The sequence below is a fragment of the Pseudomonas fluorescens Q2-87 genome (genome assembly GCF_000281895.1).
Taxonomy (GTDB): Bacteria; Pseudomonadota; Gammaproteobacteria; order Pseudomonadales; family Pseudomonadaceae; genus Aquipseudomonas; species Aquipseudomonas fluorescens_S.
The window spans coordinates 4,342,368-4,367,712 of the sequence record NZ_CM001558.1 but is presented as its reverse complement, the minus strand read 5'-3'; the positions used below and the strand labels follow the sequence as shown (position 1 = coordinate 4,367,712).

The window sequence follows — 25,345 nt, the reverse complement described above, 5'->3', positions numbered from 1 at the left end:
GGCATCGCGTTCGCTTGCGAGCGCTCAAGTCCTGGCGCATTCATGCCGATAACCTTTTCAAGTGGCGCACTGTTCCCATGAACCGGCCGATAAAGACGACCTCGCGTCCGCAAATGGCCCTGCAGTCCTATCTGGACGGGCTGTTGCAGGAAGCGACCGAAGAATTGCCACCTGAGCCGAGCGTGATCGAGGCATTGCCCGAAACCGTTCAGGCCCCGGGTGAGTTGGATGAATTTCAAGCCGCCGTGCTCGAAGAGCAGGCCCGTGACGCGCAGGTGACTGTGTTGACCGCGGCGGTCGAGGCAGCGTTCGTCAAGCCGCCAGTGGCGGTAATGGACGCGCCAGCGCCGATCCTGGCGCCGGTCTCGACCGTTGCACCGTTACTGCAGGGGCTGGTGACGCCGGTGGTGGAAATCCACCTGCCGCCGAGCACTCCGCCGCCGCCGGTGCCGGGCGATGACCGTCCGGCCTGGGCCGCCGAGCCGTTCGAGTGCCTGTTGTTCGATGTGGCCGGGTTGACCCTGGCGGTGCCGCTGGTATGCCTGGGATCGATTTATTCCCTGGCCGGGCAAGAACTGACGCCGTTGTTCGGCCAGCCGGAATGGTTCCTCGGAATCCTGCCGAGCCAGGCCGGCAACCTGAAGGTGCTGGATACCGCGCGATGGGTGATGCCGGACCGTTATCGCGATGATTTTCGCCAGGGCCTGCAATACGTGATTTCGGTACAGGGTTACGAGTGGGGGCTAGCGGTGCATCAGGTCAGCCGCTCGCTGCGCCTGGACCCGAACGAGATCAAGTGGCGCAGCCATCGAGGGCAGCGGCCATGGTTGGCCGGTACGGTGATCGAACACATGTGCGCCTTGCTGGACGTTTCCGAGTTGGCCGAGTTGATCGCCAGCGGCGGGGCAAAACACCTGGGCGGCACCAAGCCGGTCCAGAAACCGAAATAAGACAACCGGTGGCGCACAGTCGCCGGACAGAACACACGCCGCCACAGGCGGTTTTTCGAGGGGTCAGGGTATGAATGATAAGGCGTCGTCTCTCAAGGGTTCCGAAGATCCGATTTTGCAATGGGTAACCTTCAAGCTCGATAACGAAACCTACGGCATCAATGTGATGCGCGTACAGGAAGTGCTGCGCTATACCGAGATCGCCCCGGTTCCAGGTGCACCAAGCTATGTGCTGGGCATCATCAACCTGCGTGGCAACGTGGTAACGGTGATCGATACTCGCCAGCGTTTCGGCCTGAGCTCTACCGAGGTCAACGACAACACCCGTATCGTGATCATCGAGGCGGACAAGCAAGTGGTCGGTATCCTCGTCGACAGCGTCGCCGAAGTGGTTTACTTGCGTCAGTCGGAAATCGAAACCGCGCCTAACGTCGGTAACGAGGAATCGGCCAAGTTCATCCAGGGCGTTTGCAACAAGAACAACGAGTTGCTGATCCTGGTCGAGCTTGAAAAAATGATGAGCGAAGAAGAGTGGTCGGAACTGGAGAGTATCTGATTTGATTCTTGAGGTTGCAGTCATTGTCCTGTTCCTTTTCTGGGCAGGCACGCTGGCGATGTTTTTGGCGTACATACGCGGCCAGCGTCAAATAGCCGCTCAGCAGGCCCAGGGCGATGCGCTGCGCGATCAGCGCATCAAGGACCTGGCCAAGCGCGTCGACGATTACCAGAACGGCACCGTGCGCATGGGCGAAGCACTCCATGAGCTGCGTGCCGTGGTCGCGCCGTTGCCCGACAAACTCGCCCAACTGGAACAGCGCGACCCCTCCAGCCTGTCCTTCGCCCAGGCAGCCCGCCTGGTGGGCATGGGCGCCAGTGTCGACGAACTGACCCAGGCCTGTGGCTTGACCCAGGCCGAAGCGGAATTGATGAGCAAGTTGCACAAGGGCGGCTAAGTGCGTGAAGAGGGGGGGCTCGTTCCCGCTGGGTCGCCAAGCGGCCCCTCTTTCTGCGGCTGCTGCGCAACCGAACGGGAGCAAGCTCCCTAGCCACAGGAGCGGCGTTGCCGTAGTCAGTAATCATCCCCACGCTCGGTCACGTCTTTCTCAACGCTCGGCGCATTTGGGTCATGACCCTGGGGGAATTTGCCCTTCAGGTTCCAGGCAAACGCGATGATCTCGGCGATTGTGCGGTACAGCTCTTCCGGGATGCTATCGCCCAGTTCCATGCGAGCCAGCAATTTCACCAACTCGGCATTTTCATAAATCGGTACTTCGCTGTCCCGGGCGATCCGCAGGATTTCCTCGGCCAGGGCTTCGTCGCCCTTGGCGGTGAGCGTCGGGGCATGGTGGCCGTCGTACTTGAGGGCGATGGCCTGGCGGGGTTCGGTATGGGTCGTCATGCGGTTTCATCCACCCAGCGTTGTTCCAGGCGAGTCTTGGGGCCTTGCGGCGGAGTGCCGAGGTGGCAATCCAGGTCGCCAACGTTCAGGCCGCACGTCACGAGGCGCTCGCGCAGTGCGGTCAGGTTGCTTTCGATCAGGCTCGCGGTATATGGCCGTTGTGCCCATAACTGGCTCGACAGGCTGCCGCTCAGTAGCTGGACCTGAACCTGCAACGGCCCAAGCGGTTCCATGTCGAACGCCAGCTCGACGCGCCAGAGTTGCTGTTTCGTTTCGCGTTCTTCCCGGCGCTCGTTTGGCTGCTGCTCTCTGGGCGGCGTTTCCTCGCGCTGGAACTTGACCTGCAAAGGCACGATGTCCTGCAGGTTGCGCATCGGGATTTCCAATTGCCAAGTGCTCATCAGCCGACCGTCGTCAGTCAGGCCGGTCTGCTCCAGGCTCGACAGTTGATGACTTTGCAAGCGCGATACGGCGGCGGCGGCCAGGCGCAGCAGATGCTGCAAATCGCCTTCCTCGTCCTGCTCCTTCAATTGACGCGAGGGCAGGGGGAAGCTGGTGGGTTGCGGCTTGGCGCTGACCTGGCCGAGCATTCCCAAGGCGCTGCGCACGAAACTGGGCAACACCTGGGCCATTGTATTGGCGGCGATGATTGCAGTGAGGTTGGTGGAAGCAGGCGGGGCCGGGGTCAACTGCGCGATCAATTTCAGCAGGTCGCCTTTCATGTCCGGTGCCAGGCTTGGCGGCTGTCCAGCCAGTAATTTGCTTTCCAGAAACGCGCCGCTGGCGATCATGGCTTGGGCCAGTCCCTTGGGCGTGCTCAATTGCTGGATATCCGGCAGGCCGGCCAGCAGTCGTGTGACCGCAGCGCGCAGTTCGGTGCCGGTGTCGTCGGTGGTAGGCAGGTTCTGCAATACGGTGATCAGGCTGTCCAGCGAGCCCTGGCGGCTCACTTGGTTGACCAGTTGCTGGCTCACTGCCAATTGTTCCTGGCGGTTGCTCAAGGGCACGAACTTGAGCGTCTGGGCATCCTGCACCTGGGCGCTCAACAGCGTGCCGATGCGCAATGGCTGGGGGCTGTCGATGTCCAGGGTCGCGCCGGCCTGGGCGGTATTGAGCAGGCTCACCAATGACCGATACACCGCCGGTTGCCCGGGTAATTGAGGCAATGGCTGGCTGGTGAGCACCTTGCCTTGCAACAAGGTGCCGACCGGCAATTGCGCTGTGTCGATGCGGGTCAGGGTGGCGACACTGGAAGCGACGGCCTGCTGCACCGCGATCGCCAGGTTGCTGGCGGACGGTTGGGTCACGGCCAGGCTGGTGCCCTGCGGCAGCGGTTGGGTGCTGGTGGCTTGCACCGTGGTCTGGCGGCCGCTCTCCAGGGTGACCTTGAGCAGCAGCTGGAAAGTCTGGTCGGCCTGCTTGAGCGACAGCACTTCGGCCTGGGCGGTCTGGCCGGAGCCGATCAGGCCTTCGGCCGGCGTCAGCAGCTTGAGCAGCTCGCCACTGACCGCCGGCATACGCGTCGTTGCCGTGGCCTGAGGCAGCGGCAGGATGTTCATGTCGCCTGTCATCTGCAGTCTTACCCTGGGAAAATAGCCCTCAATAGAGTAGGGCATGACATGTATAATGCCGCCCGTCTTTCAGGCAGTGGCGAAAACCATGCAATTGTTTGACGCAGCTCTGTGGAACAGGCCGTCAATGCATCTATGCTGCATCTCTTTAACGGCTGCTGCACCGCCGACTTGAACCGTATAAGGCCCTCGATCCCTTGACCAGTCCTCTTTTGCAAACCGTCGGCCTCGCCTGTGAGCGAGACTTGCGGCTGCTTTTCGAAAATCTCGAATTGAGACTCTCCCAAGGCGATATGGTGCAAGTCAGTGGCCCCAACGGCAGCGGCAAGACCAGCCTGTTGCGCCTGTTGGCCGGGTTGATGCAACCGACCGCCGGCCAGGTATTGCTCAATGGCCAGCCCTTGCAGGACCAGCGCAGCGAATTGGCGCGCAACCTGCTCTGGATCGGCCACGCCGCTGGGATCAAGGACCTGCTGACGCCCGAGGAAAACCTCAGCTGGCTCTGCGCCCTGCATCAACCGGCCAGTCGCGACGCCATCTGGCAGGCGTTGGCGACGGTGGGGTTGCGCGGTTTCGAAGACGTGCCGTGCCACACCCTTTCCGCCGGTCAGCAGCGTCGCGTGGCCCTGGCCCGTCTGTACCTGGACAGCCCGCCACTGTGGATCCTCGACGAGCCTTTCACCGCGCTGGATAAACAGGGCGTGGCGCAGTTGGAGGAGCACTTGGCGCGGCACTGCGAAAAGGGCGGCATGGTGCTCTTGACCACTCACCACACCTTGTCGCGGATACCATCCGGCTATCGCAGCATCGATCTGGGAACCTGGGCCTTATGAGTGTGTTTGGCTTGTTACTGGCCCGCGAGGCGCGCCTGCTGTTCCGTCGTCCGGCGGAACTGGCCAACCCCTTGGTGTTCTTTGCGATCGTCATCGCACTGTTCCCATTGGCGGTCGGCCCGGAGACTCAATTGTTGCAAACCTTGTCTCCAGGACTGGTCTGGGTGGCAGCGCTTTTGTCGGTCCTGCTCTCGCTGGACGGGCTTTTCCGCAGTGATTTCGAAGACGGTTCCCTGGAGCAGTGGGTCCTTTCGTCGCACCCCCTGGCCCTTCTGGTTTTAGCCAAGGTACTGGCACACTGGGTTTTTTCCGGCCTGGCGCTGGTACTGCTTTCGCCGTTGCTGGCGATGATGCTGGGCTTGCCTGCCGCCTGCATGCCAGTGCTGCTGGTGTCGCTGCTGCTGGGCACACCGGTACTGAGCTTGCTCGGTGCGGTGGGCGCGGCATTGACGGTGGGATTGAAGCGTGGCGGTCTGTTGCTGGCCTTGCTGATCCTGCCGCTGTATATCCCGGTATTGATCCTGGGCAGCGGTGCCTTGCAGGCGGCGTTGCAGGGCATGCCGGCGACCGGTTATCTGCTGTGGCTCGGGAGCCTGACCGCCCTGGCGATAACCCTGACACCCTTTGCAATAGCCGCTGGCCTGAAGATCAGCGTCGGCGAATAATAACGAGGTCTGGTCAAAAATTGACCGCTTCCCTTGAAGTAAAGGCCACCCCGGCGGTTCGTGATGGCGAGCCGCAACCGTGATTGGAAACAGCAATGAACTGGACCTGGTTTCATAAGCTCGGCTCACCCAAGTGGTTCTACGGCATCAGCGGCAAGTTGTTGCCTTGGTTGAGCGTCGCTGCTCTGCTGCTGATTGGCTCCGGCGTGGTCTGGGGCCTGGCGTTCGCGCCGCCGGATTACCAGCAAGGCAACAGCTTTCGCATCATTTATATCCACGTTCCCACCGCGATGCTGGCCCAGTCTATCTACGTGATGCTGGCGGTGTGCGGCGTGGTCGGGCTGGTGTGGAAAATGAAACTGGCCGACGTCGCCCTGCAATGCGCCGCGCCCATTGGCGCCTGGATGACGGCGGTGGCGCTGGTCACTGGCGCGATCTGGGGCAAGCCGACCTGGGGTTCATGGTGGGTCTGGGATGCCCGACTGACGTCGATGCTTATCCTGCTGTTCCTGTACTTCGGTCTTATTGCGTTGGGCAACGCCATCAGCAATCGTGACAGCGCCGCCAAGGCGTGTGCGGTGCTGGCGATTGTCGGGGTGATCAACATCCCGATCATCAAGTATTCGGTGGAGTGGTGGAACACCCTGCACCAGGGCGCGACCTTCACCCTCACGGAAAAACCGGCGATGCCCGTCGAAATGTGGCTGCCGCTGTTGCTCACGGTGCTGGGTTTCTATTGTTTCTTCGGCGCGGTGCTGCTGCTGCGCATGCGCCTGGAAGTGCTCAAGCGTGAATCCCGCGCCAGTTGGGTGAAGGCCGAAGTACAGAACAGCCTGGAGGCCGCTCGATGAGTTTCGCTTCATTCGGCGATTTCCTCGCCATGGGCCATCATGGCCTGTATGTCTGGTCAGCCTACGGCATCTGCCTGGCGGTCGTGGCCCTCAACGTGGCGGTGCCGATCCTGGCCCGCAAGCGGTATCTGCAACAAGAGGCGCGTCGTCTGCGCCGGGAGAACGGTCAGTGAATCCGCTGCGCAAAAAACGTCTTGTCATCATCCTGGCGATCCTGGTGGGTGTCGGTGCCGCGGTCGGCTTGGCCTTGAGCGCCCTGCAGCAGAACATCAACCTGTTCTACACCCCGACCCAGATCGCCAATGGCGAAGCCCCCAAGGACACGCGTATCCGCGCGGGCGGCATGGTGGAGAAGGGCTCCCTGGTGCGCTCCGGGGATTCGCTGGACGTGAAATTCAACGTCACCGATTTCAGCAAGACCGTGACCATCACCTATCGCGGCATCCTCCCGGACCTGTTTCGCGAAGGACAGGGCATCGTCGCCCTCGGCAAGCTCAACGCCGACGGCGTGGTGGTGGCCGATGAAGTGCTGGCCAAGCACGATGAAAAATACATGCCGCCGGAAGTGACCAAGGCATTGAAAGACAGCGGCCAGTCGGCGCCCGCTCCCGCGAAGGAGGGTTGATCGATGACCACCGGTATTTTTATTCCAGAACTTGGCCATCTGGCGATGATCCTGGCCTTGTGCTTTTCCCTGGTACAAGCCGTGGTGCCGTTGCTCGGTGCCTGGCGCGGCGACCGTTTGTGGATGAGCCTGGCCCAGCCAGCAGCGTGGGGCCAGTTCGCGTTCATGGTGTTTGCTTTCGGTTGCCTGACCTACGCGTTCATGACCGACGATTTTTCCGTGGCCTACGTCGCCAGCAACTCCAACAGCGCCTTGCCCTGGTACTACAAGTTCAGCGCAGTGTGGGGTGCCCATGAAGGCTCGCTGCTGCTCTGGGCGTTGATCCTCGCCGGCTGGACCTTTGCGGTCTCGGTGTTTTCCCGACAATTGCCCCAAGTGATGCTGGCCCGGGTGCTGGCGGTGATGGGCATGATCAGCACCGGTTTCCTGCTGTTCCTGATCGTCACCTCCAACCCATTCGAGCGCATCCTGCCCCAGGTGCCGATGGACGGCCGCGACCTCAATCCGTTGCTGCAGGACATCGGCCTGATCGTCCACCCGCCGATGCTTTATATGGGCTATGTGGGCTTCTCGGTGGCCTTCGCCTTCGCCATCGCCGCGTTGCTCGGTGGCCGTCTCGACGCTGCCTGGGCTCGCTGGTCCCGCCCTTGGACCATCGTCGCCTGGGCCTTCCTCGGCATCGGCATCACCCTCGGTTCGTGGTGGGCCTATTACGAACTCGGCTGGGGCGGCTGGTGGTTCTGGGACCCGGTGGAGAATGCCTCCTTCATGCCTTGGCTCGTCGGTACAGCGCTGATCCACTCATTGGCGGTCACGGAAAAACGTGGCGTGTTCAAGAGCTGGACTGTGCTGCTGGCCATCGCGGCGTTCTCCCTGAGCTTGCTGGGGACCTTCCTCGTCCGCTCCGGCGTGCTCACGTCGGTGCATGCCTTCGCCTCGGATCCCGAGCGCGGCGTCTTCATTCTGATGTTCCTGCTATTCGTCGTTGGCGGTTCGCTGACCTTGTTCGCCCTGCGTGCGCCGGTGGTGAAAAGCCAAGTCGGCTTCAACCTCTGGTCGCGGGAAACCCTGCTGCTGGGCAACAACCTGGTGCTGGTGGTGGCCGCGTCGATGATCCTGCTGGGCACGCTGTACCCGCTGGTGCTCGATGCGTTGTCCGGCGCCAAGCTGTCGGTCGGCCCGCCGTACTTCAATGCGCTGTTCATTCCGCTGATGGCGATCCTGATGGTGGTGATGGCGATCGGCGTGCTGGTGCGCTGGAAAGACACGCCAGTCAAATGGCTGTTGGGCATGTTGACCCCGGTATTGCTGGGTACTGCCGCACTGGCCGTGGTGGCCGGCATCGCCTATGGCGATTTCAACTGGGCGGTGCTGGCGACATTCGTGCTGGCGGCCTGGGTGTTGCTGGCCGGGGTACGGGACATCTTCGACAAGACCCGTCACAAAGGTCTGATCAAGGGCCTGCCGACCCTGACCCGTAGCTACTGGGGCATGCAGGTCGCCCACCTGGGCATCGCCGTCTGCGCCCTGGGCGTGGTCCTGTCCAGCCAGAACAGCGCCGAACGCGACCTGCGCCTGGCACCGGGCGAGTCCATGGACTTGGGGGGCTATCAGTTCATGTTCGAGGGCGCCAAGCATTTCGAGGGCCCGAACTTCACCTCCGACAAAGGCACCGTTCGGGTCATTCGCGACGGCCAGGAGATCACTGTGCTGCACCCGGAGAAACGCCTCTACACCGTGCAAAACTCGGTAATGACCGAAGCCGGGATCGATGCCGGTTTCACCCGCGACCTCTACGTGGCCCTGGGGGAATCCCTCGGTGATGGCGCGTGGGCGGTGCGGGTTCACGTCAAGCCGTTCGTGCGCTGGATCTGGTTCGGTGGCTTGCTCACCGGCCTGGGCGGGGTGTTGGCGGCGCTGGATCGTCGTTATCGAGTCAAAGTGAAGGCCCGGGTGCGTGAGACCCTGGGCATGACGGGAGCCGCTGCATGAAACGTTGGTTGATGCTGGTGCCGCTGGCACTGTTTCTGTTGATGGCGGTGTTTTGTATCGGGGGCTTTACCTGAACCCGAGCGAGTTGCCCTCGGCGATGATCGGCAAGCCGTTCCCCGAGTTTTCCCTGCCGTCGGTGCAGGGCGACAAGACCCTGACCCGCGCCGACCTGCTGGGCAAGCCGGCGCTGGTCAACGTATGGGGCACCTGGTGCATTTCCTGCCGGGTCGAGCATCCGGTGCTGAATAAGCTGGCCCAGAACGGCGTGGTGATCTACGGCGTGAACTATAAGGACGTCAATGCCGATGCCTTGAAGTGGCTCACCGAATTCCATAACCCCTATCAATTGGACATCCGCGACGAAGAGGGCTCCCTGGGCCTGAACCTGGGCGTCTACGGGGCGCCGGAAACCTTTTTCATCGATGCCAAGGGTGTGATCCGCGACAAGTATGTCGGCGTGATCGATGAGCAGGCCTGGCGCGAGAAACTGGCCGCCAAATATCAGGCACTGGTGGACGAGGCCAAGCCATGAAGCGTTGGTTAGCCGCCGCCATCCTCGGGTTGAGCCTGGTCGGTGTGGCTCACGCCGCCATCGACACCTATGAATTCGCCAACGAGGGCGAGCGTGATCGGTTTCGTGAGCTGACCAAGGAACTGCGCTGCCCCAAATGCCAGAACCAGGACATCGCCGACTCCAACGCCCCGATTGCCGCTGACCTGCGCAAGGAAATCTTCCGCATGCTCGGCGAGGGCAAGGACAACCAGCAGATCATCGATTTCATGGTGGATCGCTACGGTGAGTTCGTGCGTTACAACCCGGCCCTGTCCTCCAAGACCGCGCTGCTCTGGTTCGGCCCTGCCGGGCTGTTGCTCGGCGGTTTCGTCGTCATTGCCGTGATCGTGCGCCGCCGCCGGGTCCAGCGCAGTGCCGCTCCGGACACGCTTTCCGTCGAAGAGCGCCAGCGCCTCGACCAACTGTTGGATAAGACCAAGCATGATTGATTTCTGGCTCGCCGCAGGTCTACTGCTGCTTATTGCCCTGAGTTTCCTGTTGATCCCTGTACTGCGCGGTCGTCGCGCCCAACTCGAAGAGGACCGTACCGCGCTCAACGTGGCGCTGTATCAAGAGCGGGTCGCCGAGCTACAGGCCGAGCGAGAGGAGGGTGTGCTCAATGCGGCGCAACTGGACACCGGTCGCGCCGAGGCTGCCCGTGAACTGCTCGCCGACACCGAGGGCGCCGATGCGCCACGGGAGTCGCGCATGGGCAAACCCTTGCCACTGCTCGCCGCAGTATTAGTGCCCTTGTTGGGCCTGGGGCTGTATCTGCATTTTGGCGCCAGCGACAAGGTCGAGCTGACCCGCGAATTCGCCCAGGCGCCACAATCGATGGAAGAAATGACCCTGCGCCTGGAACGTGCGGTGGCGGCGCAGCCGGAGAACGCCGAGGGCTTGTATTTCCTCGGGCGCACCTACATGGCCCAGGATCGTCCCGCGGATGCGGCAAAGATCTTCGAGCGCACCGTGGCGGTGGCGGGTAAACAACCGGAGCTGCTGGGCCAATGGGCCCAGGCGCAATATTTCGCCGATGGCAAGAAATGGTCGGACAAGGTCCAGGCCCTGACCGACGAAGCGCTGAAGCTCGATCCCAAGGAAGTCACCAGTCTTGGCCTGTTGGGCATCGCCGCGTTCGAAGGCGAGCGCTACCAGGAGGCGGTCGATTATTGGGGGCGTCTGCTCGCTGAACTGCCCGAAGGCGACAAATCCCGCGAAGCGTTGCAGGGGGGTATCGCCCGTGCCACCGAGAAGCTCCAGGCCAGCGGTGGCAAGGTCGCCCAGGCCCCAGCGACCAAGGCTGCGGCATTGCTCAAGGTCCGCGTCGACCTGGCGCCGGCCCTCAAGGCCAAGGTGCAGCCGGGTGACAGCGTGTTCATCTTCGCCCGTGCGGTTTCCGGTCCGCCTGCGCCGTTGGCCGCCAAGCGCCTGACCGTTGGCGATCTGCCCGCGACCGTAGAACTGGGCGACGCAGACGCGATGATGCCGCAGCTGAAACTGTCGAACTTCCCTGAAGTCCAACTGGTGGCGCGCATTTCCCGGGCCGGTCAACCGACCGCCGGTGAGTGGATCGGCCGCAGCCAGCCCTTGGCGAGCAGCACCACCGCGCAGCAACAACTGACCATCGATAGCCCGGACCAATAACAGGAATTCGCACCATGACCGCCATCGCTCGTATCACCCTGCTCACGCTCGTCTTGGGCCTGAGCGCTTGTGCGGTCCAGCGTCCGCCGGAGCCTTCGACGCCGCTGCCACCTATCCCGCCTTCGACGCCGACCACCAAGCCTGGCCCGTCCACCCCGCCAGGCAAGCCCGTCACTCCGAACAAGCCGGCCAAGCCGGTGCCGCGCACCTCCGCCAGTTTCGCTCCGCCACCGGGCGGCAACAGTCATTGGGACGCCAAGCTTGGGGTGTACGTGCTGGATAACCAGACCAATACCTTCTATCGCCAGCGCACCTATTACCGCTGGAACAACGGCTGGAGCCGCTCCGTCAGCCCCAATGGCCCTTGGGAAGACACCACCATCGAAGGCGTGCCGGCGGGCCTTGGGCGCCAGTTCCACTGACACCGATAACCCCGGTGGCGAGGGAGCTTGCTCCCGCTGGGCTGCGCAGCAGCCCAATGCACTCCGCCAGTTATAAGGTTTGTTTGCAGGGGTTTTACGACTGCTTCGCAGTCGAGCGGGAGCAAGCTCCCTCGCCACGAAAGCTCGGATCAACGGTGATCGGGGCTTTTTGTGTTTCTGAATATTCATTGAACGAAATTTTCACAAAATCTTGCGGACAATCCCCGCGCCTTATCGCCGTCGGTTATTTAATGGCAATGAAGTAGCTGTTCGTGCAACATTTGCGCACTCGCGCAAGCCCCGGGGCCATGCATTGGCCAACAGAGGGCGCGCCGTTGTTCTTTTTGTCACTTCAACTCCAATAGGTCCTTAAACGACATGGCAATCCCGGACGCCCTGAGTCAGCAGCGCACCACGCAACGCCTGCTGCAACCGACCGTCAAATCGCACCTGGCCTACACGTTGCTCTGTGCCTTGGTGATGATGGTCATGTTCAGCCTGCTGCGCGTTGCGCTGCTGGTCTATAACCGCGAGATGATCCTCGATACCCCGGCCGCTACTTTCGTGGAGGCGTTCGTCAATGGCCTGCGTTTCGACCTGCGCCTGGTGGTGTACCTCAGCGTTCCGCTGCTGCTGGCATTGTTCAGCGCACGGGCCATGGCCGCACGCGGGTTCTTCCGTTTCTGGCTGACCGTCACCTCCAGCATCGCGCTGTTCCTGGGCCTGATGGAGATGGACTTCTACCGTGAATTCCACCAGCGCCTCAACGGCCTGGTCTTCCAGTATGTGAAGGAAGACCCGAAAACCGTGATGAGCATGCTCTGGTACGGTTTTCCGGTGGTGCGCTACCTGCTGGCCTGGGCCGGCGGCACCATTATCCTGAGCCTGGCATTCAAGGGCGCCGACCGTGCGACCCGTCCACGTGGGCCTTTCAGCGGTGGCAGCATCGGCACCCGGCAGATCGCCCCGTGGTACGGGCGTGTCGCGGTGTTTGTCGTCTGTTTGCTGGTCGCTGTGATTGCCGCCCGTGGCACCCTGCGCCAAGGGCCGCCCCTGCGTTGGGGGGATGTCTACACCACCGATTCGAACTTCGCCAACCAGTTGGGCCTCAACGGTACGCTGTCATTGGTAGCCGCAGCCAAGAGCCGGATGTCCGAAGACCGCGACAATATCTGGAAAGCCACCCTTGACCAGTCGCAGGCACAGCAGACCGTGCGCGACATGCTGGTGATGCCCGACGACAAGCTGGTGGATGCCGGCACCGCCGCCGTACGCCGTGACTATACGCCGCTGGCGGACAAGACCCTGCCGATCAAGAACGTGGTCGTGATCCTGATGGAAAGCATGGCCGGTCACTCGGTGGGCGCCCTGGGCGCGCCGGGCAACATCACGCCTTACCTGGACAAACTGTCCAAGGAAGGCCTGCTGTTCGACCGCTTCTTCTCCAACGGCACCCATACCCACCAAGGCATGTTCGCCACCATGGCCTGCTTCCCGAACCTGCCGGGTTTCGAATACCTGATGCAGACGCCGGAAGGCAGCCACAAGCTGTCGGGCCTGCCGCAGTTGCTCAGCGCCCGTGACTACGACGACGTGTATGTCTACAACGGCGACTTTGCCTGGGACAACCAATCGGGCTTCTTCAGCAGCCAGGGCATGACCACCTTCATCGGGCGTAACGACTTCGTGAATCCGGTGTTTTCCGATCCAACCTGGGGCGTGTCCGACCAGGACATGTTCGACCGGGGCCTGGTGGAACTCAAGGCGCGGGAAAATGGCAAGCCGTTCTATGCCTTGCTGCAAACGCTCTCCAACCACACGCCATACGCCCTGCCGACGCCGTTGCCGGTGGAACGGGTCACCGACCGTGGCAGCCTGAACGAACACCTGACCGCCATGCGTTATGCCGATTGGGCGCTGGGCCAGTTCTTCGAGAAGGCCCGCAAGGAGCCTTACTTCAAGGAAACCCTGTTCATCGTGGTCGGCGACCATGGCTTTGGCAACGAACGGCAGATCACCGAAATGGACCTGGGGCGTTTCAACGTGCCGATGCTGATGATCGGCCCGGGCATCCAGGAAAAATTCGGCCAGCGTAACCACACCGTGGGCACTCAGGTCGATATCGTGCCGACCATCATGGGCCGCCTCGGCGGGCAAGTGCGCAACCAGTGCTGGGGCCGTGACTTGTTGAACCTGCCGCAAGGCGATACCGGTTTTGGCGTGATCAAGCCTTCGGGCAGCGAACAGACCACGGCGATCATCCGCGACGATCAGATCCTGGTCCTGCCCAAGGAAAAGGAAATGCCGCCGAAGATGTACCGCTATGAATTGGGCGCCAATCCCCACGCTGAAATCATCCCGGATGCACCGGACACTGCGAAGATGAAGCAGCAACTTGAATCGTTCCTGCAAACCGCGACGAAGAGCTTGCTGGATAACACCGCGGGTGTCGTTGACGGTAAACCGGACTGAACACCGACGCGCATAAAAAAAGAGGCCTTCAAGGCCTCTTTTTTTATGCTGCTTAGTGCGTCATATCTTGCCAAGCAATAGCAGGACCAACAGCACCACCAATACGACACCAATGATGCCGGACGGGCCGTAACCCCAACTTCTGGAGTGCGGGAAGACCGGCAGGCCACCGATCAGCAGGAGGATCAGGATAATGATAAGAATCGTGCCCATTGTAGATTTCCTTATTTGGTCGGTTCTGGAGTGATTGCAACTTTCAACTGCCAGCGCGCATGCAATGAATCCGGGCGGCTTAATAAGTCCGACCGTAACGTCCTGTAAAAAATTCAATGTTTTTTGATGCTTGAACTTGATGGAAGCCAACCCCGTGCCAAGGGAGCCAGCTTCCTTGCCACGGGGCCCCAATAGAGTCTTCAAGACCTATTACGGTTTGCCGCGGCCATTCACCAATCTGATGGAGCGTGGGTCGGGCAGGGTCCTTCGCTACACTCGGCCTATCTCTCCCGGAACGACAAGGCTGTTTGCTATGCAAAATCGCATGATGATCACTGGTGCCGGCTCTGGCCTGGGTCGCGAAATCGCGCTGCGCTGGGCCCGTGAAGGTTGGCGCCTGGCCTTGTCGGATGTCAGTGAACCAGGCCTTCAGGAAACCCTGAAGCAAGTCCGCAGCGCCGGCGGTGACGGTTTCATCCAGCGCTGCGATGTGCGCGACTACAGCCAATTGACGGCGTTCGCCCAGGCTTGTGAAGAAAAGTTCGGTGGCATCGACATCATCGTCAATAACGCCGGCGTGGCCTCGGGTGGATTTTTCAGCGAGCTCTCCCTGGAGGATTGGGACTGGCAGATCGCAATCAACCTGATGGGCGTGGTCAAGGGATGCAAGGCGTTCCTGCCGCTGCTGGAGAAAAGCCGCGGCAAGATCATCAATATCGCCTCCATGGCGGCCTTGATGCAGGGGCCGGCCATGAGCAACTACAACGTGGCCAAGGCCGGCGTGGTGGCATTGTCGGAGAGTTTGCTGGTCGAGCTGGCCCAGCAGGAAATTGGCGTACACGTTGTCTGCCCGTCCTTCTTCCAGACCAACTTGTTGGACTCGTTCCGTGGCCCGACCCCGGCGATGAAAGCCCAGGTGGGTAAATTGCTGGAAAGCTCACCGATCAGCGCTGCCGATATCGCGGATTACATCTTCGAGCAGGTCGCCCAAGGCCAATTCATGATCCTGCCCCATGAACAGGGCCGAATGGCATGGGCGATGAAGCAGAAAAATCCCCAGTTGCTGTACGACGAAATGACCGTCATGGCAGACAAGATGCGCGCCAAGGCCCGTCACACCCCAGGTTGACCGCCGGGCCCGGTGTCCTCAGGATGGCGCCATTCGCCTTCTGATGGACACCTGCATGCTCAATTACCTGTGGTTCCTACTTGCGGCGTTATTTGAGATCGCCGGCTGCTATGCCTTCTGGATGTGGCTGCGCCAGGGCAAGAGCGCCTGGTGGATCGCGCCGGCGCTGCTCAGTCTCACTTTGTTCGCCCTGTTGCTGACCCGCATCGAAGCGACCTACGCCGGCCGCGCATACGCTGCCTATGGCGGCATCTATATCATCGCCTCGATCGGCTGGCTGGCGGTGGTGGAGCGGGTGCGACCGCTGGGTTCCGACTGGGTGGGCGTGGCGCTCTGTGTGCTGGGGGCAAGCGTGATTCTGTTCGGCCCGCGGTTCTCTGCTCCGTGAAGCGAGGCGCGGTCTGACAGAGTTTTGCAGGACGTTTCCTTCAGTCGCGAGAGCTTTGCTTGTAGGGCTTTACTGAATTCTCGCGGGTGCCTTGAGAACATGAAGCGGGCCGGGCATGGTCTAGGTCCAGACATTCTTAAGGACAAGAACCATGCTCGTATTAAGCCGCGCCGTGGGTGAGTTGATTTCCATTGGCGACGATATTTCGGTCCGAGTGCTGTCGATCAACGGCGGCACCGTGCGTTTTGGCGTGGAAGCGCCCCGGCACGTCGATGTCCATCGCTCGGAAATCTACGAAAAGATCCAGAAGAAAAAGGCCCACGCCGCTCGCAGGGCCTGTTCAGTCGAATAGGTGCTTGGGCACGTCGTGCTTGAGCATCAGTTGGCACTGTTCGCTGTCGGGGTCGAAGACGATCATCGCCTGGCCTTTGGTCAAGGCCTGCCTGACCCGTAGCACCCGAGTCTCCAGGGGCGTGTCGTCACCGTTGTCGGTGCCGTCGCGGGTGACGAAATCCTCGATCAGGCGAGTGAGCGTGTCGACTTCGAGTTGGTCGTAGGGGATGAGCATGGGGTACCTCGGCTAGACAATAGGGCGATGCTACGGCCAATGGGCTTTTGCGGCTAGCCTGTGGTTTTTCGGTCACTGCATATCCTTGTGGGAGCGGGCTTGCTCGCGAAAGTGGTGGGTCAGTTTGCGCCAATGCTGCCTGTGCCGCCGTCTTCGCGAGCAAGCCCGCTCCCACAGTAGGATTTCGATACACCCGCGAACCATGTCGTTAGCTGGATCAGTTCTCTGACCGCTGCCCAATCAAGCTGTCCACGGACGGCACCCGGGTATCACTTTCCATCTGCGCATCATGCTCGATCTGGTGGCTGAAGCGGTCCAGCGAGCCCTGGGCCGGTTGCGCGTCGCTGGCGAACACCGGCGGGCTGAGGATGTAGGCGCCGAGCAGGCGGCTGAGGGCGGCCAGGCTGTCGATGTGGGTGCGTTCGTAGCCATGGGTGGCGTCGCAGCCGAAGGCGAGCAGGGCGGTGCGGATGTCATGGCCGGCAGTGATGGCCGAATGGGCATCGCTGAAGTAATAGCGAAACAGGTCGCGGCGCGCCGGTAGCTCGTTCTCCTTGGCCAGTTTCAGCAAGTGCCGTGACAGGTGATAGTCGTAAGGCCCTCCGGAATCCTGCATGGCCACACTGACCGCATGCTCGCTGGAGTGCTGCCCTGGCGCGACCGGGGCGATGTCGATACCGACGAACTCACTGACGTCCCAGGGCAGTGCCGCCGCCGCGCCGCTGCCGGTTTCCTCGGTGATGGTGAACAGGGGGTGGCAGTCGATCAGCAGCTCTTCGCCGCTGTCGACAATCGCCTTGAGCGCCGCCAGCAGCGCGGCGACACCGGCCTTGTCGTCCAGGTGGCGGGCACTGATGTGGCCGCTTTCGGTGAACTCCGGCAGGGGATCGAAGGCGACATAGTCGCCGATGCCCACGCCCAGGGTTTCGCAGTCGGCACGGGTGGTGCAGTAGGCATCCAGGCGCAGCTCGATGTGGTCCCAACTGATGGGCATTTCATCCACGGCGGTGTTGAAGGCGTGCCCGGACGCCATCAAGGGCAGCACGCTGCCACGAATCACGCCAGTGTCGGTAAACAGGCTGACCCGACTGCCTTCGGCAAACCGGCTGGACCAGCAGCCCACCGGGGCCAGGGTCAGGCGACCGTTGTCCTTGATGGCGCGCACCGAGGCCCCGATGGTGTCCAGGTGCGCCGACACGGCGCGGTCGGGGCTGCTCTTGCGGCCCTTGAGGGTGGCGCGGATCGTGCCACGGCGAGTCATTTCAAAAGGAATGCCCAGCTCCTCAAGCCGTTCGGCGACATAGCGCACGATGGTGTCGGTGAAGCCGGTGGGGCTGGGAATGGCGAGCATCTCCAGCAAGACTTTTTGCAGGTATTCGAGATCCGGTTCGGGAATTTTGCTGATCATGGAAATTCCTCGGAATATTAAGTAGGGGGAAACCTGTGGCGAGGGAGCTTGCTCCCGCTCGACCGCGAAGCGGTTGCCATCATAGTGTCCGGGTCTATCCAGAAAACCTGGACACCCATGGAGGCGCTGCCTCGCAGCCCAGCGGGAGCAAGCTCCCTCGCCACGGTAGAAAAAGCTCAGGCCACCGCTTGGCTATGGGGAAACAACAAATCCACAAAACGTTCGGCGGTGGGTTGTGGTTCGTGGTTGGCCAGGCCGGCGCGTTCGTTGGCTTCGATGAACACGTACTCGGGTCGATCGGCCGCCGGTACCAGCAGGTCGAGGCCGACCACTGGGATGTCCAATGCCCGCGCGGCGCGCACCGCCGCCTCGGCGAGGGTTGGATGAAGGATGCCGGTGACGTCCTCCAGTACCCCACCGGTGTGCAGGTTCGCCGTGCGCCGTACGAACAGATGCTCCCCGGCGGACAGCACGCTGTCATAGTCGTAACCCGCCGCGCTCAGGGTGCGCAGGGTCTCGGCGTCCATCGGGATCTTGCTTTCACCTCCCGTGGCCGCTTGCCGTCGACGGCTCTGGGCTTCGATCAATGCACCGATGGTGTGCTGGCCATCGCCGATCACCTCGGCCGGCCGCCGGATCGCCGCGGCCACCACTTCAAAACCGATGACCAGGATCCGTAAGTCCAGCCCTTCGTGGAAGCTTTCCAGCAACACACGGCTGTCGAATTGCCGAGCCGCTTCGATAGCGCTCTGCACCTGCTCGATCGTACTCAGATCCACCGCCACGCCCTGGCCCTGCTCACCGTCCAACGGCTTGACCACGATTCGCTCGTGTTCGTCGAGAAAGGCCAGATTGTCATCGGCATTACCCGCCAACTGTTGGGCCGGCAGGTTCAAACCGGCATTCTTCAGCACTTTGTGGGTCAGGCTTTTGTTCTGGCACAGGGTCATGCTAATGGCGCTGGTCAGGTCGCTCAGGGATTCGCGGCAACGGACCCGGCGACTGCCGTGGACCAGGGTGAACAACCCGGCCTCGGCGTCATCCACCTGCACGTCGATGCCGCGACGGTGCGCCTCTTCGACAATGATCCGCGCATAAGGATTGAACTGCGCTTCGGGGCCCGGCCCGAGGAACAACGGCTGGTTGATGCCATTCTTGCGTTTGATGGCAAAGGTCGAAAGGTTGCGGAAGCCGAGTTTGGCGTAGAGGTTTTTCGCCAGGCGATTGTCGTGCAGCACCGACAGGTCCAGGTAGCTCAAGCCACGGCTCATGAAGTGCTCGATCAGGTGACGCACCAATACTTCCCCGACCCCGGGCCGCGAGCAATGCGGGTCTACGGCCAGGCACCACAGGCTGCTGCCGTTTTCCGGGTCGTTGAAGGCCTTCTGGTGGTTCAGGCCCATGACGCTGCCGATCACCGCACCGGTGTCGTCGTCCTCGGCCAGCCAATAGACCGGCCCGCCCTGGTGTCGCGGGGTCAGTCGCTGTGGGTCGATGGGCAGCATGCCCCGGGCTTGATAAAGCTGGTTGATGGCTTGCCAGTCGGCCTCGCTCTGGGCCCGGCGAATACGGAAGCCACGGAAGACTCGCGTGGCCTGGCGATAATCGCTGAACCACAGGCGCAAGGTGTCGGACGGATCGAGGAACAGTTGCGCCGGTTCCAGCCCCAGCACCTGCTGCGGCGCGGCGACGTACAAGGCTATGTCACGCTCGCCGGGTTGCTCGTTAAGGAGTTCTTGGGCCAGGCTCGCTGGGTCGGCAAACGTGTGGCCGATCAGCAGGCGGCCCCAGCCGCAATGCACGGCAATCGGGGCAGCGTTCAATTCGCTGCCGTCTTCGGCCAGGCGTGCTTGCAAGCGCTCGTAGGAAGGCGCCTGGCCGCGCAGCAGGCGTTGGTTGTGAACGGTCGGGTGGGGTTTCATCAATCAGATTCCTTGCTCGCTGAGCCATAGGTTCAGCGCCGCCAATTGCCACAGCCTCGAGCCGCGCAACGGGGTGAGCTGGCCGTTGGGATCGGTCAGCAGGCGGTCGAGCATGGTGGGGTTGAACAAGCCACGGTCCTGGCTCGGATCCAGCAGCAATTCGCGGACCCAGGCCAGCGTGTCGCCATCCAGGTGCTTGAGGCCGGGCACCGGGAAATAACCTTTCTTGCGGTCGATCACTTCGCTGGGGATCACCCGCCGGGCGGCTTCCTTGAGCACCTGCTTGCCGCCGTCGGGCAGCTTGAATTGTGCCGGCACCCGGGCCGAAAGTTCCACCAGCCGGTAGTCCAGGAACGGCGTCCGCGCCTCCAGGCCCCAAGCCATAGTCATGTTGTCGACTCGCTTGACCGGGTCGTCCACCAGCATCACGGTGCTGTCCAGGCGCAGGGCCTTGTCCACCGCCGCGTCGGCGCCCGGCTGGGCGAAATGTTCCTTGACGAAATCGCCGGCCGCATCGTGGTCGGTCAGCCATTTGGGCTGCACAGTGGCGGCGTATTCCTCGTAGCTGCGGTCGAAGAACGCGGCGCGATAGGCCGCGTACGGATCGCTGGCGCCGTCCACCTGCGGGTACCAGTGGTAACCGGCGAACAATTCGTCGGCGCCCTGGCCGCTCTGCACCACTTTGCAATGCTTGGCGACTTCTCGCGACAGCAGGTAGAACGCGATGCAGTCATGGCTGACCATCGGTTCGCTCATGGCGCGGAACGCTGCAGGCAGTTGTTCGATGATCTCTTTCTCATCGATGCGCAATTGGTGGTGACGGGTGCCGTAATGCTTGGCGATCAGGTCCGAATACTGAAACTCGTCGCCACGCTCGCCGCCGGCATCCTGGAAGCCGATGGAGAACGTCGACAAGTCTTGCACGCCGACTTCCCGCAGCAGGCCAACGAGCATGCTCGAATCCACGCCGCCGGACAGCAGCACGCCGACATCCACGGCGGCGCGCTGGCGGATGGCAACCGCTTCGCGGGTACTGTCGAGCACACGGTCGATCCAGTCTTCCAGCTTCAGGTTCTTCTCATCGTCCCGGGGGCCGTAGGGCAGGGTCCACCAGGTTTTCTGCTCGGTGGTGCCGTCGGCTTCGATGCGCATCCAAGTGGCGGGCGGCAGTTTTTCCACACCGGCCAGCAGGGTACGGGGTGCCGGGACCACCGCATGGAAATTCAAGTAATGGTTGAGCGCCACCGGATCGAGCATCGGGTTGATGTCACCGCCCTTGAGCAACGCCGGCAGCGCGGAGGCGAAACGCAGGCGTTGGCCGGTGCGCGACAGGTACAGCGGCTTGACGCCGAGGCGGTCGCGGGCAATGAACAGCCGCTTGGCATCGCGCTCCCAGATCGCAAAGGCGAACATGCCATTGAGTTTGGGCAGCAGCGCTTCGCCCCAGGCGTGGTAGCCCTTGAGCAGCACTTCGGTGTCGCCACCGGAATAAAAGGCGTAGCCCAAGGCTTCGAGCTCGGCTCGCAGTTCCGGGTAGTTGTAGATCGCGCCGTTGAAGGCCAGGGACAAGCCCAGTTGATTGTCGATCATGGGCTGGGCCGAGCCGTCGGACAGGTCCATGATTTTCAGACGACGGTGGCCAAGGGCAATCGGCCCCTGGCTATGGAAACCCCATGCGTCGGGGCCGCGAGGGGCCAGGTGATGGGTGATTCGCTCTACGGCCGCAAGGTCCGCAGGTTGTTGATCGAAACGTAACTCTCCAGCTAATCCGCACATAAGTCCTTACCGGTTTTTCCGTTGGGGAGGGGTCAAGCAACGCGCGCCGAAATGGCGGGTACTCTGAAACTGACCGAGGGGATAGCTGTGAGTTTTATATCGATGCGTTATAAGCCGACGGGCGGGGTCTGGTGAATGTCCCGCAACCCTTGTGGGAGCGAGCTTGCTCGCGAAGGCGGCGTACCTGTGACGTTTGAGTAACTGACACACCGCCTTCGCGAGCAAGCCCGCTCCCACAGGTCATTCGGTAGGCGTTAGTCCTTGGCCTTGCCTCGAACCAGCGCCCGCAGTGCAAACCGGTTCGGATGGCAGGCCTCGGCCACGCTTCGTGGCAGCGGCAGGGGTTCGTTGTCCAGCCACGCGGCGATCAGTTCGCCCGACAGCGGCGCGGTGATCAGGCCTCGGGAACCGTGGCCGCTGTTGATATACAGGCCATCGAGCCAAGGGCAGGGGATATCCGGCACCTGGCGGGCGTCCTTGGCCAGGGCCGAATACGCTTCGGTGAAGGCCGGGCTGTGCGCTAACGGGCCGACAATCGGCAGGTAATCCGGGCTGGTGCAACGGAACGCCGCGCGCCCTTCAAGGTGTTCGGCCTCCAGGGCGCTGGCGTTGAGGCGGTCCGCCAGGTCCAGGGAAATTTCTTCGAGCATCAGCAGGTTGCCGGCGTGCTCGGCGGCGGTGGGGGTCAGGTCGTCGCTCTTGAAGTCGAAGCTGGCGCCCAGGGTGTGTTCGCCCAAGCGCGGCGGGGCCACGTAGCCTTCGGCGCAGACCACTGTGGCCAAGTCCTGGCTGCGGGCGGTTTGCGGCAACCGGGTGATTTGCCCGCGAATGCGCTTGAGGGGCAGCTCGGCGGCCGGTTCGAAACGCTTGATCTCGGCGGCGCTGGCGAGGATTACCACGGGGGCGCTGGCCAGGCAGTGTTCGCCGTCCCAGGCCTGCCACTGGTCTTCCACGCGGCGCAACTCCAGCACTTCATGGTGAGGCTGCACGTCGATTGTCGCGCCTGCGGCCTGCCAGCGGCACAGCGCCGGCGGATGCACCCAGCCGCCTTCGGGGTAGAACAAGCCGCCACAAGCCAGGCCGATGCCAGACCGCGCTTGGGCCTGCGCCTGATCCAGGCTGTGGAGCAAATCCTGTGGGAACGCTTCGGCCAGTTGCGCCTGGCGCTCGGCTTCCTTGCTGTTGAAAGCCAGCTGCAAAACCCCACACCCATCCCAGTCCACGCCGCGTTGCAGTTGCTCCAGCACGCGCCGCGTGTAGCCGAAGCCGCTGAGGATCATCTGTGACAACGCCGTGCCATGGGCCGACAGCTTGAGGTACAGCACGCCTTGCGGGTTGCCGGAAGCCTCTTCGGCCAGCCCGGCGTGACGCTCCAGCAGGGTTACCTGCCAGCCACGGGCCGCGAGGCTGGCAGCGCTGGCGCAACCGGCGAGGCCGCCGCCGATCACCAGGGCCCGACGCTCGCCTGTGAGCGGAGCGGGGCGGGCGTACCAGGGCTTCGCCGGGGTGGGCAGCGGTGCCTGCTCCGGCCAACCGAGAAACACCCCACGCAGGATTTCCCATTTATGGCCAATGCCCGGCGTGCGCTTCATCTTGAAGCCCGCCGCGTTCAACAACCGTCGTACCCAACCGGTACTGGTGAAGGTGCTGAGCGTGGCGCCGGGGGCCGCCAGCCGGGCCAGTTCGGCGAACAGCTCGGCGGTCCACATGTCTGGGTTTCTCGCCGGCGCGAAACCGTCCAGGAACCAGGCGTCGATTTGCCCATCCAGTTGCGGCAACTGTTCGAGGGCATCGCCGATCAGCAAGGTCAGCGTCACCCGTCCATCCGCCAGCGTCAGGCGCTGGAAACCCTGGTGGATCGCGACATATTGCGCGAGCAACTGATCAGCCTGGCGTGCCAGCTGCGGCCACAAAGCCAAGGCCCGGCGCAAGTCCTGCGGGCTCAAGGGAAACTTCTCGACGCTGACAAAATGCAACCGCGCCCCGGTCGGCGCGCATTGTTCGAACAACTGCCAGGCGCAGAGGAAGTTCAGGCCGGTGCCGAACCCGGTTTCGCCGATCACCAGTCTTCCGTCCTGGGGCAACGCGGCAAAGCGCTCGGCCAGGTTGTTCTGCTCAAGGAACACGTAGCGGGTTTCATCCAGGCCCGACTGGTCGGAAAAATACACGTCGTCGAACACCCGCGAGCGCGGGCGCCCCTGGTCGTCCCAGTCGAGTTGGGCGTGGTGCTGGATGGGCGTCATGGCGGGCTCGGTGAAAACGGGGAGGCCATTCTAGCCGATCGCTACCGGCTTGCTTGACCCATCGCAACAGACCGCGCATCTGGGTGGAATCTGCTGCACCCCACCGCATCCAATCCGCTAGTCTTGCCCCATCCCCGGAAGGAGCTGTTCATGTTCGAATCCGCTGAAATCGGTCACGTCATCGATAAAGAAACCTTTGAGGCCGAAGTGCCGGCCTTGCGTGAAGCGCTGCTCGAAGCTCAATTCGAATTGCAGCAACAAGGCCGGTTTCCGGTCATCGTACTGATCAACGGCATCGAGGGCGCGGGCAAGGGCGAGACGGTGAAGCTGCTCAACGAGTGGATGGACCCGCGGCTGATCGAAGTGCGTACATTCGACCAGCAGACCGACGAAGAACTGGCGCGGCCGCCGGCCTGGCGTTATTGGCGGATGCTGCCAGCCAAGGGGCGCATGGGGATTTTCTTCGGCAACTGGTACAGCCAGATGCTGCAAGGACGCGTCCATGGCGAGTTCAAGGATCCCCGGCTGGACCAGGCGATCAACGCCGCCGAACGCCTGGAAAAGATGCTCTGTGACGAAGGCGCACTGATCTTCAAGTTCTGGTTCCACCTGTCCAAGAAACAGATGAAGGCTCGGCTCAAGGGGCTCAAGGATGATCCGCTGCACAGCTGGCGCATCAGCCCGCTGGACTGGCAGCAGTCCCAGACCTACGACAAGTTCGTCAAATACGGCGAACGGGTCCTGCGCCGCACCAGTCGCGAATACGCGCCATGGCACGTCGTCGAAGGCGTGGACACCTATTATCGCAGCCTCACGGTCGGGCGGGTCCTGCTCGAAGGCTTGCGCCAAGCCCTCGACCGACCTAAGGCGAAGCCGGAAAAGGCCAGCGTGATGCCGCTGCCGGCCCTGGAGGATCAAGTCACCCTGCTCGACAGCCTGGACATGACCCTGCGCCTGGACAAGGACGATTACGAGGAGCAATTGATTACCGAGCAGGCACGGTTCGCCGGCTTGCTGCGCGACAAACGCATGCGCCGCCATGCCCTGGTGGCCGTGTTCGAAGGTAACGATGCGGCCGGCAAGGGCGGGGCGATTCGTCGGGTGGCGGCGGCCCTCGATCCGCGCCAATACAGCATCGTGCCGATCGCCGCGCCCACGGAGGAAGAGCGCGCCCACCCGTACATGTGGCGGTTCTGGCGGCACATCCCGGCGCGGGGCAAGTTCACCATGTTCGACCGTTCCTGGTATGGCCGGGTGCTGGTGGAACGGGTCGAAGGGTTCTGCAGCCGGGCCGACTGGCTACGGGCCTATGGCGAGATCAACGATTTCGAAGAACAGATCGCCGATGCCGGCGTGGTGGTGGTCAAGTTCTGGCTGGCCATTGACAAGGAAACCCAGCTGGAGCGCTTCCAGGAGCGTGAGGAAATCCCCTTCAAACGCTTCAAGATCACCGAGGACGACTGGCGCAACCGGGACAAGTGGAACGCTTACCGGGCGGCCGTGTGCGACATGGTCGATCGCACCAGCACCGAGATTTCCCCTTGGACATTGGTGGAAGCCAACGACAAGCGCTGGGCGCGGGTCAAAGTGTTGCGCACGCTAAACCAGGCGCTGGAGGACGCGTTCGAGCGCTCGGGGAAACAGGCTCGCCAGGCGAAAAAAAGCAGGAAGTAGCCAATGAGGGCGCATACGCGGGGTGAATGATTGTCGCGGTCGGTTAT

At 62.4% G+C, this 25,345-nt stretch carries 25 protein-coding genes and 1 pseudogene; 18 read left to right on the top strand and 8 right to left on the bottom strand.

The annotated features are described in order from the left end of the window. Positions 1–77 precede the first annotated feature (77 nt). From PFLQ2_RS08640 to PFLQ2_RS08650, 3 genes are all read left to right on the top strand, one after another. A complete protein-coding gene (locus PFLQ2_RS08640) occupies positions 78–950 on the top strand; it encodes a CheW domain-containing protein (RefSeq protein WP_003183970.1) in 873 nt (290 codons plus the stop codon). A gap of 70 nt (positions 951–1,020) precedes the next feature. Beyond that, complete coding sequence (locus PFLQ2_RS08645) at positions 1,021–1,506, top strand: chemotaxis protein CheW (protein WP_003183968.1); 486 nt, start codon at positions 1,021–1,023, stop codon at positions 1,504–1,506. A 1-nt stretch (position 1,507) separates the two neighbouring features. Further along, complete coding sequence (locus tag PFLQ2_RS08650; protein ID WP_003183966.1) at positions 1,508–1,903, top strand: DUF2802 domain-containing protein; 396 nt, start codon at positions 1,508–1,510, stop codon at positions 1,901–1,903. Positions 1,904–2,019: 116 nt separating this feature from the next. Here PFLQ2_RS08650 and PFLQ2_RS08655 read toward each other — a convergent pair whose 3' ends face one another. Next, on the bottom strand, positions 2,020–2,349 hold the full coding sequence (locus tag PFLQ2_RS08655; protein ID WP_003183963.1) for an EscU/YscU/HrcU family type III secretion system export apparatus switch protein: 330 nt from the start codon (positions 2,347–2,349) through the stop codon (positions 2,020–2,022). Beyond that, entirely contained in the window at positions 2,346–3,920 is a 1,575-nt protein-coding gene (locus PFLQ2_RS08660) for a flagellar hook-length control protein FliK (RefSeq protein ID WP_003183961.1), read from the bottom strand. Before PFLQ2_RS08660 ends, PFLQ2_RS08655 begins: the two co-directional genes overlap by 4 nt. Before the next feature lie 197 nt (positions 3,921–4,117). Between PFLQ2_RS08660 and ccmA the strand changes: the two genes are divergently transcribed. The 11 genes and pseudogenes from ccmA to PFLQ2_RS08715 all read left to right on the top strand — a co-directional run bounded on the left by ccmA (position 4,118) and on the right by PFLQ2_RS08715 (position 13,977). Next, positions 4,118–4,753, top strand: a complete 636-nt coding sequence (gene ccmA / locus PFLQ2_RS08665; protein ID WP_003183960.1) for a cytochrome c biogenesis heme-transporting ATPase CcmA — start codon at positions 4,118–4,120, stop codon at positions 4,751–4,753. Beyond that, positions 4,750–5,418 carry a heme exporter protein CcmB gene (gene ccmB, locus PFLQ2_RS08670; RefSeq protein ID WP_003183957.1) on the top strand — a complete coding sequence of 223 codons (669 nt, stop codon included), beginning with the start codon at positions 4,750–4,752 and terminating at the stop codon, positions 5,416–5,418. Before ccmA ends, ccmB begins: the two co-directional genes overlap by 4 nt. Positions 5,419–5,513: 95 nt before the next feature. Then, positions 5,514–6,269, top strand: a complete 756-nt coding sequence (locus tag PFLQ2_RS08675; protein WP_003183956.1) for a heme ABC transporter permease — start codon at positions 5,514–5,516, stop codon at positions 6,267–6,269. Then, positions 6,266–6,442 (top strand): heme exporter protein CcmD, encoded by a 177-nt coding sequence (ccmD, locus tag PFLQ2_RS08680; protein ID WP_003183954.1) that lies wholly within the window; start codon positions 6,266–6,268, stop codon positions 6,440–6,442. The genes PFLQ2_RS08675 and ccmD overlap by 4 nt, the downstream gene beginning before the upstream one ends. Then, positions 6,439–6,894, top strand: coding sequence for a cytochrome c maturation protein CcmE (ccmE, locus tag PFLQ2_RS08685; protein ID WP_003183952.1), 456 nt, complete (start codon positions 6,439–6,441; stop codon positions 6,892–6,894). Before ccmD ends, ccmE begins: the two co-directional genes overlap by 4 nt. Positions 6,895–6,897: 3 nt before the next feature. After that, complete coding sequence (locus PFLQ2_RS08690) at positions 6,898–8,886, top strand: heme lyase CcmF/NrfE family subunit (RefSeq protein WP_003183950.1); 1,989 nt, start codon at positions 6,898–6,900, stop codon at positions 8,884–8,886. Next, a pseudogene (locus PFLQ2_RS08695) lies at positions 8,883–9,418 on the top strand (DsbE family thiol:disulfide interchange protein). Before PFLQ2_RS08690 ends, PFLQ2_RS08695 begins: the two are co-directional and overlap by 4 nt. After that, positions 9,415–9,888, top strand: coding sequence for a cytochrome c-type biogenesis protein (locus tag PFLQ2_RS08700; RefSeq protein WP_003183946.1), 474 nt, complete (start codon positions 9,415–9,417; stop codon positions 9,886–9,888). Before PFLQ2_RS08695 ends, PFLQ2_RS08700 begins: the two are co-directional and overlap by 4 nt. Next, positions 9,881–11,083: a c-type cytochrome biogenesis protein CcmI gene (gene ccmI / locus PFLQ2_RS08705; RefSeq protein WP_003183944.1), complete on the top strand. Its 1,203-nt coding sequence runs from the start codon at positions 9,881–9,883 to the stop codon at positions 11,081–11,083. The genes PFLQ2_RS08700 and ccmI overlap by 8 nt, the downstream gene beginning before the upstream one ends. A 14-nt stretch (positions 11,084–11,097) precedes the next feature. Next, positions 11,098–11,505: a hypothetical protein gene (locus PFLQ2_RS08710; protein ID WP_003183942.1), complete on the top strand. Its 408-nt coding sequence runs from the start codon at positions 11,098–11,100 to the stop codon at positions 11,503–11,505. 378 nt (positions 11,506–11,883) lie between these two features. Next, positions 11,884–13,977 (top strand): LTA synthase family protein, encoded by a 2,094-nt coding sequence (locus tag PFLQ2_RS08715; RefSeq protein ID WP_003183941.1) that lies wholly within the window; start codon positions 11,884–11,886, stop codon positions 13,975–13,977. 60 nt (positions 13,978–14,037) lie between these two features. Here the strand turns inward: PFLQ2_RS08715 and PFLQ2_RS28970 are convergent, their stop codons facing one another. After that, the gene (locus PFLQ2_RS28970) at positions 14,038–14,190 is read right to left on the bottom strand and encodes a DUF3309 family protein (protein ID WP_003183939.1); all 153 of its coding nucleotides are present in this window, start codon (positions 14,188–14,190) and stop codon (positions 14,038–14,040) included. Positions 14,191–14,503: 313 nt separating this feature from the next. Here PFLQ2_RS28970 and PFLQ2_RS08725 point away from each other — a divergent pair, with 313 nt between their 5' ends. From PFLQ2_RS08725 to csrA, 3 genes are all read left to right on the top strand, one after another. Next, positions 14,504–15,319, top strand: a complete 816-nt coding sequence (locus PFLQ2_RS08725; RefSeq protein WP_003183937.1) for an SDR family oxidoreductase — start codon at positions 14,504–14,506, stop codon at positions 15,317–15,319. Positions 15,320–15,374: 55 nt separating this feature from the next. Then, a complete protein-coding gene (locus tag PFLQ2_RS08730; RefSeq protein ID WP_003183936.1) occupies positions 15,375–15,707 on the top strand; it encodes a YnfA family protein in 333 nt (110 codons plus the stop codon). Between the two features lie 151 nt (positions 15,708–15,858). After that, positions 15,859–16,059: a carbon storage regulator CsrA gene (gene csrA / locus PFLQ2_RS08735; RefSeq protein WP_003183934.1), complete on the top strand. Its 201-nt coding sequence runs from the start codon at positions 15,859–15,861 to the stop codon at positions 16,057–16,059. Here the strand turns inward: csrA and PFLQ2_RS08740 are convergent. From PFLQ2_RS08740 to mnmC, 5 genes are all read right to left on the bottom strand, one after another. Further along, positions 16,048–16,275, bottom strand: coding sequence for a YheU family protein (locus tag PFLQ2_RS08740; protein WP_003183933.1), 228 nt, complete (start codon positions 16,273–16,275; stop codon positions 16,048–16,050). The two genes, csrA and PFLQ2_RS08740, sit on opposite strands and share 12 nt — an antisense overlap. 217 nt (positions 16,276–16,492) lie before the next feature. Beyond that, the gene (locus tag PFLQ2_RS08745; RefSeq protein WP_003183931.1) at positions 16,493–17,683 is read right to left on the bottom strand and encodes an osmoprotectant NAGGN system M42 family peptidase; all 1,191 of its coding nucleotides are present in this window, start codon (positions 17,681–17,683) and stop codon (positions 16,493–16,495) included. A gap of 176 nt (positions 17,684–17,859) precedes the next feature. Further along, a complete protein-coding gene (gene ngg, locus PFLQ2_RS08750) occupies positions 17,860–19,605 on the bottom strand; it encodes an N-acetylglutaminylglutamine synthetase (RefSeq protein ID WP_003183929.1) in 1,746 nt (581 codons plus the stop codon). A 3-nt stretch (positions 19,606–19,608) separates the two neighbouring features. Continuing rightward, the gene (locus PFLQ2_RS08755) at positions 19,609–21,381 is read right to left on the bottom strand and encodes an N-acetylglutaminylglutamine amidotransferase (RefSeq protein ID WP_003183927.1); all 1,773 of its coding nucleotides are present in this window, start codon (positions 21,379–21,381) and stop codon (positions 19,609–19,611) included. Positions 21,382–21,635: 254 nt separating this feature from the next. Then, positions 21,636–23,624, bottom strand: a complete 1,989-nt coding sequence (mnmC, locus tag PFLQ2_RS08760; RefSeq protein ID WP_003183925.1) for a bifunctional tRNA (5-methylaminomethyl-2-thiouridine)(34)-methyltransferase MnmD/FAD-dependent 5-carboxymethylaminomethyl-2-thiouridine(34) oxidoreductase MnmC — start codon at positions 23,622–23,624, stop codon at positions 21,636–21,638. Between the two features lie 150 nt (positions 23,625–23,774). On the opposite strand from mnmC, the gene pap reads away from it, so the two are divergent. After that, a complete protein-coding gene (pap, locus tag PFLQ2_RS08765) occupies positions 23,775–25,298 on the top strand; it encodes a polyphosphate:AMP phosphotransferase (protein ID WP_003183923.1) in 1,524 nt (507 codons plus the stop codon). The last annotated feature ends 47 nt before the right edge of the window (positions 25,299–25,345 follow it).